Annotated in this window: 1 protein-coding gene and 1 pseudogene; both read left to right on the forward strand. The window is 60.5% G+C overall.

Annotated elements, in window-relative coordinates; all coding sequences use genetic code 11:
- A pseudogene (locus tag AC0AP0_RS07830) lies at window positions 1–507 on the forward strand (amidohydrolase); the annotation flags it as partial.
- Window positions 508–595: 88 nt separating this feature from the next.
- A partial coding sequence (locus AC0AP0_RS07835) for an MFS transporter (protein WP_490430058.1) occupies window positions 596–1,275 on the forward strand: 680 nt, incomplete at its 3' end.

Genomic DNA, 1,275 nt, shown 5'->3' on the forward strand with positions numbered 1-1,275 from the left:
ATAGACAGGAACCTGGACGTCGTCGGCCCCCTGCCCTTGGACCAGCAGGAGCTGGACTACGAGCGCCGCTACACGGACACGGTCCCCGAGGCCGGCAAACAGCGGGTGCTCAGCCGCACCAAGGCCGCCTTCCCTGATCTTCCGGATGAGGAAGTCAGGAAGATGGCCGAGTCCACCATGGCCCTGAAGAAGTATCCATTGGCCTTCACCGATACGGCATCGGGGTCCACAGACGTCGGCGATGTCAGCTGGCAGACACCGACCGCCCAATTCAGCGGCGGCTTCGAGCCCCAGGGAACCTCACCACATTCCTGGCAGTGGGCGGCAAACGGCAAGTCCTCGGTGGCCCACAAGGGTCTGCTTGCGGCAGGCAAGACCCTGGCTCTGACTGCTTATGATGCCTTTACCGATCCGGACCTGGTCAAGGCTGCCAAGGAGGACTTCGACAAGACATTCGCCGGCCAGGAGTACAAGGTCGTCATCCCTGACGATGTGATGCCCCACTGACCTACTATTCGGCTGTCGCCGTGCCCTGTGATCCCTGCGGATTACATCGCCCGGCGGCTGTCGGCTTCGACTGAAGGATGACAGACCAATGGCAATCAAGCAATCCTCAAAAACGGCGAGCGGAACACTGATCTTCTCCCTGATGGCCGGTTACTCGATCGTGTACATGGACAAGAACATGATCTCGACCGCCATCATCCCCATCTCCGAGCAGTTCCACCTTGACTCGGGGCAGACAGGCATCATCATGTCGGCCTTCTTCCTGGGTTACTCGCTCATGCAGATACCCAGCGGCTGGCTGGCCGACCGGCTTGGGGCCAAGCGTGTGCTGATGGCTTCGATGATCATCATCGGCCTGTTCAGCTACCTGTTTGGCCTGGCCAATGGTCTGGTCTTCTTCATCATCGTCCGGTTCTTCGCTGGCATGGGCCACGGCGGCTACCCGCCCTCCTGCTCCAAGTCGATTGCGGAGAACTTCCCCCAGGAACGGCGAACCTTCGTACAGTCCCTCATCCTGTCGACCTCGGGCATCGGCGGCATTCTGGCCTTCGTTCTGGGAGCCAACCTGGTCGCCATCAACTGGCACCTGGCCTACGGTGTGCTGGGCACCCTCTATCTGCTGGCTTTTGCCTGCATCCTGATCTTCGTGCCTTCCAAGCCTCGCCAGCCCGAGGTTGACCAGAAGCCGGGAGCCAAGGGGGCAGGGTTCCTCGAAGTCTTGAAGAATCGGAACGTGCTGGTACTCTTCGTGGCCATGCTCCTGCTCAA

The organism is Bifidobacterium sp. POST2/T3 (B1) (assembly GCF_058197115.1).